The sequence below is a fragment of the Pseudomonas sp. YuFO20 genome (genome assembly GCF_035064975.1).
GTDB classification, from domain to species: Bacteria; Pseudomonadota; Gammaproteobacteria; order Pseudomonadales; family Pseudomonadaceae; genus Aquipseudomonas; species Aquipseudomonas putida_AE.
In genome coordinates this window covers 1-412 of the sequence record NZ_JAXDEO010000193.1, presented here as the reverse complement: position 1 = coordinate 412, position 412 = coordinate 1, and the positions used below count along the sequence as shown (strand labels likewise).

2 protein-coding genes are annotated in these 412 nt (G+C 62.4%); both read right to left on the bottom strand.

Features of this window, described 5'->3' with window-relative positions:
• Positions 1-200, bottom strand: a 200-nt coding sequence (locus SOP85_RS31225; RefSeq protein ID WP_323629438.1) for a hypothetical protein, incomplete at its 3' end; no start/stop codon positions are given.
• A gap of 12 nt (positions 201-212) precedes the next feature.
• On the bottom strand, positions 213-412 hold a 200-nt coding region (locus tag SOP85_RS31220), incomplete at its 5' end, for a hypothetical protein (RefSeq protein ID WP_323629437.1).

Genomic DNA, 412 nt, shown 5'->3' with positions numbered 1-412 from the left:
CCTGCGGCGAGCGATGCGATCTGGCCCTGCTGGTTGAGCGATGCCTGATAGGCCGCCAGCTGATCGCCATTGCCGCTCCCGCTCGATGCCGTCGCCGCCGTCCCCGATGAATTCGAGGATGACGACAGGAACAGCACAAGCAGGAATACGCCGACGATGGCGGCGATCACCCACGGGTGCGACTTGATCTTTTCCCACATTGGAGCAGTCTCCTAATGCGACGGGATCATAAAGCTTTGGCCCGGAATGGGCTGTTGGCTTTCATCCGTCGTGACATTGGTCAGTGGGCCTGCAACGAAGCTGCCGGCCAAAATGCCCGGCGAGCCGATTTGCTGTACCAGCACGCCTTGACGCGCCCATGCTGGCGGCGCCGTGCCCACGTCGCGCTTGTTTGGAATGCCACCGCCGATCG